Source organism: Acidimicrobiales bacterium (assembly GCA_035531755.1).
Classification (GTDB): Bacteria; Actinomycetota; Acidimicrobiia; order Acidimicrobiales; family UBA8190; genus DATKSK01.
Map to the genome: position 1 here is coordinate 61,982 of DATKSK010000010.1, position 6,273 is coordinate 68,254.

Below are 6,273 nucleotides of genomic sequence, written 5' to 3' on the forward strand. Positions count from 1 at the left end.
CGGCGACCCACGGGGGCGGGCATGAGGGCGCTCGTGTTCGGCGCGCCGCCCGCACCCGACGAGGTGCGGCCCCGGCCTGCCGACGAGGTCGAGCGGCGGCTGGCGTCGCTCCCGTTCGGCCTCCACGTCGTCGACGACGCCCGGCCGCCGCGACCCGACTGGGTGGTGACGCGGCCGATCCTGTCGGGGATCTGCGGTTCCGACGCCAAGCTCGTGCTGGGCGACTTCGGTGACGGGGACGTCGACAACCCGATGTCCGCCTTCTCGTCGCTGCCCCACGTGCCGGGGCACGAGGTGGTGGCCGAGGTCGTCGAGCTCGGGCCCGAGGCCTCCGGGGTGGCGGTGGGCGACCGGGTGGTGCTCAACCCGTGGCTCAGCTGCGCGCCGCGCGGCGTCGACCCGCCCTGCCCCGCCTGCCGGGCCGGGGACCTGAACCTGTGCTGGAGCTTCACGCGCGGCGCGCTGGGCCCCGGTGTGCACGTCGGGGTGACCACCGACGCCCCCGGCGCCTGGGCTGACCTGCTCGCCGCCCACGACTCGATGCTCATCCCCGTGCCGGCGGGGGTCCCCGACACCCTGGCGGTGCTGGCCGACCCGTTCGCGGTGTCGATGCACGCCGTCGTGCACCACCCGCCGCCGCCGGGGGGCAGGGCCCTCGTCTACGGGGCCGGCGCGCTGGGCGCCACCAGCGTCGCCGCCCTGCGGGCGCTGTACCCCGACGTGGAGGTGGCCGTGGTGGCGCGCTTCGCCGCACAGGCCGCGTTCGTCACCAAGCTCGGGGCCACCAAGGTCGTCGGGCACGAACCTCGTCGGCAGGTGGTCGAGGAGCTCGCCGAGTGGTCGGGCGGCGTGCTCCACGAGCCGTTCGACGGACTCCCCGTCGCCCACCCGGGTGGCATCGACGTCGTGTACGACACCATCGCCAAACCGGAGACCCTCGAGGTCGGCGTGCGCGTCCTCGCCGAGCGCGGCACCCTCGTCCAGAGCGGTGTCAGCACGCCCGGGCGGTGGGAGTGGACGCCGATCTACTTCAAGGAGCTGACCATCGCCGGCTCCAACGCCTTCGGTATCGAGGAGGTCGACGGCGTGCGCCGGCACGCCATCGCCCACTACCTCGACATGACGGCGTCGGGGCGGGTGGACCTCACCGGCATGCTGACGCACCGGTTCCCCCTCGAGCGGTGGTGGGACGCCCTCAGCGCCCTCGCCCACCAGGACACGAGCGGCGCCATCAAGGTGGCGTTCGAGCCGTCCGCGGCCGGTCCGTGACTACGATGCCTCGGGCATGGGACCGGCCACCACGCCCGGCGCCGAGGCGGGGCGCAGCCCGGTGAGCACTGGCGCCGCCACGGGGGCCGCGCCGGGCGCACGACCACCGTCGCGGCGGGCCCGCGCCACGGTGGTCGCCGGCGAGCCTGCCAGCAAGCGCGCCCTGCGGACCCAGGGTCGCAAGACGATGCGCAAGCTGCTCGACGCGGCCATGGTGGTCTTCGCCCGCCGCGGCTACCACGCGGCGCGCGTCGACGACATCGTGAAGGTGGCCCGCACGTCGCACGGCACCTTCTACCTGTACTTCTCCAACAAGGAGGACCTGCTGCGCGCCCTGGTGGGCGAGGCCGGCGCGGTGGTGGCCGCCCTCGACGACGCCCTCGGGCCGGTGGGCCCGGACGCGCAGGGATGGCAGGAGCTGCGCGCCTGGATGGAGCGGTTCTCCGAGGCCTGGCAACGCTACGCCCCGGTGCTGCGTGCCTGGACCGACCTCGTGATGAGCGACAAGGAGTTGAGCGCCCAGGCCCATGCGGCGGCCGGGGGCGTGGCGAGCACGCTCGCCAAGAGGATCGCCGAGGCGGGGCCGCAACCGGGCATCGACCCGAACGCCGCCGCCGAGGCGGTCGTGGCCATGGTCGACCGCTTCCACTATCTCCGTCAGTTCGCCGGCGAGCCCGTCGACGCCTCGGCGCTCGACACCCTCACCACCATGGTGCACCGTGCCCTGTTCGCCGGCGGCACCCCGCCGCCGGAGGTGCTGTCGGTGGACGGCGAGGTCGGCACCCCCCCGTAGGGACGATCGGGCCCGGGCGGGCGCCGGAACGGCCGAGCGCTCGCCGGACGACGCCGGCGCCGGCCTGCTAGCCCGACGCCCGGCCCGGCCTGCCGTCGACGGCGGCGCGCCCTCGCTCCCAGCCCCGCCGGGCGGACGGCATCGCCTCGTACACCTGGACGAGCCCGAAGGCGGGCTCGGTGAGCACGAGGCTCCCGGCGATCTCCTCCCAGGTGGCGCCCACCTCGGCCGCCAGCATGGCGTGGCGCTCGATCCCCGCGGGGTTGCGGAGGATCACCGTGCACACCATGCGGATCAGCTCGTGCGTCTTGCGGTCGGGCGCACGCAGGGAGTCGATCTGCGCCAACCAGCCGTCCTGCGCCTCCTGGAGCCCGGGCTCGACGCCGCGCAACTCGACCCCGAACGGGTACAGCCAGTCGTCGCCGGACTCCGGGTCGTCGTGCTCGTCTGCCCTGGGGCTCACCACGCCACCTCCGCCGCACAGCATGGCAGAGCGCCGCGTGGACTCCCAAGCGGGTCGACGCGCCTCAGGTCCCGGGCCCGGCGGCGAGGAAGCGCGCATAGCGCTCGGACGCAGCCGCGTGCCAGCGCGCGTCGGGCTCGACCCGACGGCCGACGTGGGCCCACTGCCGGGCGGCGTCGAGGGACTCTTCGAGCCCCGCCGTCCAGCGCGCCACGTAGGCGGCGCCCAGCGCGGCCCCCTCGGACACCGCGACGGTGTCGACGGGCAGCCCCGTGGCGTCGGCCATGGCCTGCATCCAGGGCACCACGTTGGTCCCACCCCCACTGGCCACGATGCGGCGGGCGCTGATCCCGGCGCGCTCGAGCATGTGCCGCACCACGAACCCGCTCGCCTCGTAGGCGGCGCGCTCGACGGCGGCGGCGTCGTGGGTGATGTCGAGGTCGTGGAGCCCGGCACGCAGCGACGGGTCGTGGAACGGGGCCCGCTCGCCGCGCAGGTAGGGGGTCCACACCGGCACGCGCCCGGGCTCACCGGTGCGCGGCGGCTCCGCGGCCGCGGCGACGGCCGCGGCGCCCGGGCCGGCGGCGGGCCGGCGGCGGGGGGCGACGCCGTGCAGCAGGGCACGGGCCCAGTCGACGAAGAGCGCACCGGCGTTGCTCGGCCCGCCCACGAGGCACTTGCCCGGGACCGTGTGCGGGAGCGTCCACAGGCCCGGGGCCTCGATCCAGTCGTCGACGACGGCCCACACGATGAGGGTGGCGCCGCAGATCACGAGGACGTCGCCGGCCTGGTCGGCGCCTGACACGATCTGGTCGCACAGGGCGTCGACGGTGCCACCGGCGAGTACGGTGTCGCGCCCGGTGACCGTCCCCGCCACCTGCCCCATGGGGACCACCACGGGGAGCTGTTCCTCGGTCACACCCATCCTGGCCAGGACCGTGTCGTCCCAGCCCGCACCGGTGCGCAACGAGCCCATGCACATTGCCATGCCCGTGTCGATGGCGGGGACGCGGCCCAGGGCGTAGTTGGCGACGGCCTGGGCCGGCCAGTAACCGCGGGCGTCCGGGGCCTCGCGCACGGCCCACCGCACGAAGCCGCCGGCGTCGGGCATGGCCGAGTCGAGGTCCTTGGGGGCACCCGGGTCGGACACGGGCTCGGGCCCGCCGGCCGTGTCGGGCCGGCCCCGGGCGTCGCCGTAGAGCAGTCCCGGGGCCCGCGGGATCCCCCGGCCGTCGACGGCGGTGAGCGAGGGCACCATGCTGGCGACGCACACCCCCGCCACGTCGACGCCGGCCGCGGCGACCCGGGCGAAGGCCTGGAGCGGGCCCCGGCGCCACGCCTTGGCGGCGTCGTGCTCGAGCTGATCGGGCGCCGGGGTCGCCAGGCGGTGGGGGATGCGGGCCCGGGCGAGAACGGTGCCGTGGGCGTCGGCCGCCACCGCCTTGACGGCGGTCGTGCCGATGTCGATCCCGACGGTCACCGAACCTGACACGGTCGTCATGATCGGCCATTATGAATGACTTCGGCGGCCGAAGGAGGATCGATGCAGCGGACGCGCCCGCGGGCGCTCGTCACCGCCCCGGTGCGGGGACCGGGTGTCGAGCTGCTGCGCGAGATCGCCGACCTCGTCGTCGACCCCTGGATCGACCACGAGCCCCTCCGCATCTACAACGCCGAGCAGCTGGCCGAGCGGGCCGCCGCCGAGAGCGCCACCATCTTGATGGTCGAGGCCGACCGCTGCGCCGGTCCCGTCTTCGACCTCCCCCTGCTGGCCGTGGCGAGCACGCGTGGCGACCCCACCAACGTCGACGTCGAGGCCGCCACCGCCGCCGGCGTCCCCGTCCTGCGGGCGCCGGCCCGCAACGCCGACGCCGTCGCCGAGCTGGCCGTGGCGCTGCTGCTGGCGGCCACCCGGGGCGTGGTCGGTGCCGACCGCGACGTGCGGGCCGGCGACGTCTACAAGAACGGCACCATCCCCTACCAGCGGTTCCGCGCCTGGCAGCTGGCGGGGCGCACGGCGGGGCTCGTCGGCCTGGGAGCCGTCGGCCGGGCGCTGCGGTGGCGCCTCGAAGGGCTCGGCATGCGCGTGGTGGCCTGCGACCCGTACGCCGCCGACGCCACCCACACCCTGGAGCAACTCCTCGAGGTGGCTGACGTGGTGTCCCTGCACGCCCCGGTGACGGCCGAGTCGACGGGCATGATCGGCCCCGAGCAGTTCGCCGCCATGCGCGACGGCGTCGTGTTCCTCAATACCGCCCGCGCCCAGCTCCACGACGGCGACGCCCTGGTCGAGGCGCTGCGGTCGGGCAAGGTGGGCGCGGCGGGGATCGACCACTTCGTGGGCGAGCACCTGCCCACCGACCATCCCCTCACGACGTTCCCCAACGTGGTGCTGACGCCGCACATCGGTGGTGCCACCTACGACACCGAGTCCAACCACACCCAGACCATCGCCGACGACCTGTGCCGCCTGATGGCCGGGGCCACACCCCGCAACATCGTGAACCCCGATGTCCTGAAGCGCTGAGACACCCGTGGACTTCTCCTACACCGCCGAGGACGACGCCTTCCGGGCCGAGCTACGCGAGTGGCTCGACGCCAACCTCCCGGAATTCATGGCATCGGGAGAGATCGGCGACGAGAACAACCCCGACCGGCGCACCATGCTGCGGCGCCAGGCGTGGCAGCGGCGGCTGCACTCGGGGCGCTGGGCGGCCATCAACTGGCCGAAGTCGTGGGGGGGCCGCGAGGCCACCGTCATGCAGAACACCATCTACTCCGAGGAGATGGCCCGGGCCAAGACGCCGGGGATCTACAACGCCAACGGCATCTGGCAGATCGGCCCGATGATCCTGCGGTGGGGCACCGAGGAGCAGCAGCAGCGGTGGCTGCCGGGGATCCTGAGCGCCGACGTGCACTGGTGCCAGGGCTTCACCGAGCCCGAGGCCGGGTCGGACCTCGCCAACCTGCGCACGCTGGCGGTGCGCGACGGCGACGAGTACGTGGTCACCGGGCGCAAGATCTGGATCTCCACCGCGCACCTGGCCAAGTGGGGCCTCTTCCTGGTCCGCACCGACCCCACGGCGATCGAGCGCGGCGCCAAGCACGAGGGGATCACGGCGCTGATCGTCGACATGGAGCTGCCCGGCATCGAAGTGCACGTGATCCGTGACATCACCGGCGGGGAGCTGTTCTGCGAGGTCAACTTCGATGGGGCCCGCGTCCCGCTGTCCTACCGCCTCGGCGACGAGAACCAGGGATGGAACGTGGCCATGGGCACGCTCGCCAGCGAGCGCGTGGGCACCTCGGGGCTGTCGGTGTCGATGCGCATCGAGCTCGACAACCTCATCGCCACGGCCCGTGCCCACAACCCCGCCGCACTCGACGACCCCGGCATCCGGGACCGCATCGCCCGGCTGTGGACCCAGCTCGAGCTGACCCGCCTGCTCAACGCCCGGGCGCTCTCGAAGATCCTGAAGGGCGAGAAGAACTGGCCGGAGGTCCCGCTGGCCAAGCTGCAGTGGAGCTACCTGTCGCAGACCATCGCCGAGCTCGGCGTCGACATCCTCGGCCCGACCGGGGTGCTCGCCCGCGGTGGGCCCGACGCCGTGGACAAGGGCCACTGGAGCCACAACTACGTGTGGCAGCGCTACACCTCGATCGGCGCCGGCACCACCGAGGTGCAGAAGAACATCATCGCCGACCGCGCCATCAAGATGCCCCGGCGCTGACGACGTCTCGTCCGGGC

6 protein-coding genes are annotated in these 6,273 nt (G+C 74.1%); 4 read left to right on the top strand and 2 right to left on the bottom strand.

The window, feature by feature from the left end:
- The first annotated feature begins 21 nt into the window (after window positions 1–21).
- Together VMV22_02350 and VMV22_02355 are read left to right on the top strand one after the other, a co-directional pair.
- Complete coding sequence (locus tag VMV22_02350; GenBank protein HUY21160.1) at window positions 22–1,269, top strand: alcohol dehydrogenase catalytic domain-containing protein; 1,248 nt, start codon at window positions 22–24, stop codon at window positions 1,267–1,269.
- 16 nt (window positions 1,270–1,285) lie between these two features.
- Complete coding sequence (locus tag VMV22_02355; GenBank protein ID HUY21161.1) at window positions 1,286–2,062, top strand: TetR/AcrR family transcriptional regulator; 777 nt, start codon at window positions 1,286–1,288, stop codon at window positions 2,060–2,062.
- 67 nt (window positions 2,063–2,129) lie between these two features.
- On the opposite strand, the gene VMV22_02360 is transcribed toward VMV22_02355, so the two are convergent.
- Window positions 2,130–2,525 carry a hypothetical protein gene (locus VMV22_02360; protein HUY21162.1) on the bottom strand — a complete coding sequence of 132 codons (396 nt, stop codon included), beginning with the start codon at window positions 2,523–2,525 and terminating at the stop codon, window positions 2,130–2,132.
- Between the two features lie 64 nt (window positions 2,526–2,589).
- A complete protein-coding gene (locus VMV22_02365; GenBank protein ID HUY21163.1) occupies window positions 2,590–4,026 on the bottom strand; it encodes an FGGY-family carbohydrate kinase in 1,437 nt (478 codons plus the stop codon).
- Window positions 4,027–4,068: 42 nt separating this feature from the next.
- Between VMV22_02365 and VMV22_02370 the strand changes: the two genes are divergently transcribed.
- Together VMV22_02370 and VMV22_02375 are read left to right on the top strand one after the other, a co-directional pair.
- Window positions 4,069–5,052 carry an NAD(P)-dependent oxidoreductase gene (locus VMV22_02370; GenBank protein HUY21164.1) on the top strand — a complete coding sequence of 328 codons (984 nt, stop codon included), beginning with the start codon at window positions 4,069–4,071 and terminating at the stop codon, window positions 5,050–5,052.
- A 7-nt stretch (window positions 5,053–5,059) separates the two neighbouring features.
- Entirely contained in the window at window positions 5,060–6,256 is a 1,197-nt protein-coding gene (locus VMV22_02375) for an acyl-CoA dehydrogenase family protein (protein ID HUY21165.1), read from the top strand.
- Window positions 6,257–6,273: the final 17 nt, after the last annotated feature.

What these genes read in the sequence shown, in the direction of transcription:
- VMV22_02350 (HUY21160.1), top strand. Translation starts at nt 22, where the DNA reads ATGAGGGCGCTCGTGTTCGGCGCGCCGCCCGCACCCGACGAGGTGCGG.
- VMV22_02355 (HUY21161.1), top strand. Translation starts at nt 1,286, where the DNA reads ATGGGACCGGCCACCACGCCCGGCGCCGAGGCGGGGCGCAGCCCGGTG.
- VMV22_02365 (HUY21163.1), bottom strand. Translation starts at nt 4,026, where the DNA reads ATGACGACCGTGTCAGGTTCGGTGACCGTCGGGATCGACATCGGCACG.
- VMV22_02370 (HUY21164.1), top strand. Translation starts at nt 4,069, where the DNA reads ATGCAGCGGACGCGCCCGCGGGCGCTCGTCACCGCCCCGGTGCGGGGA.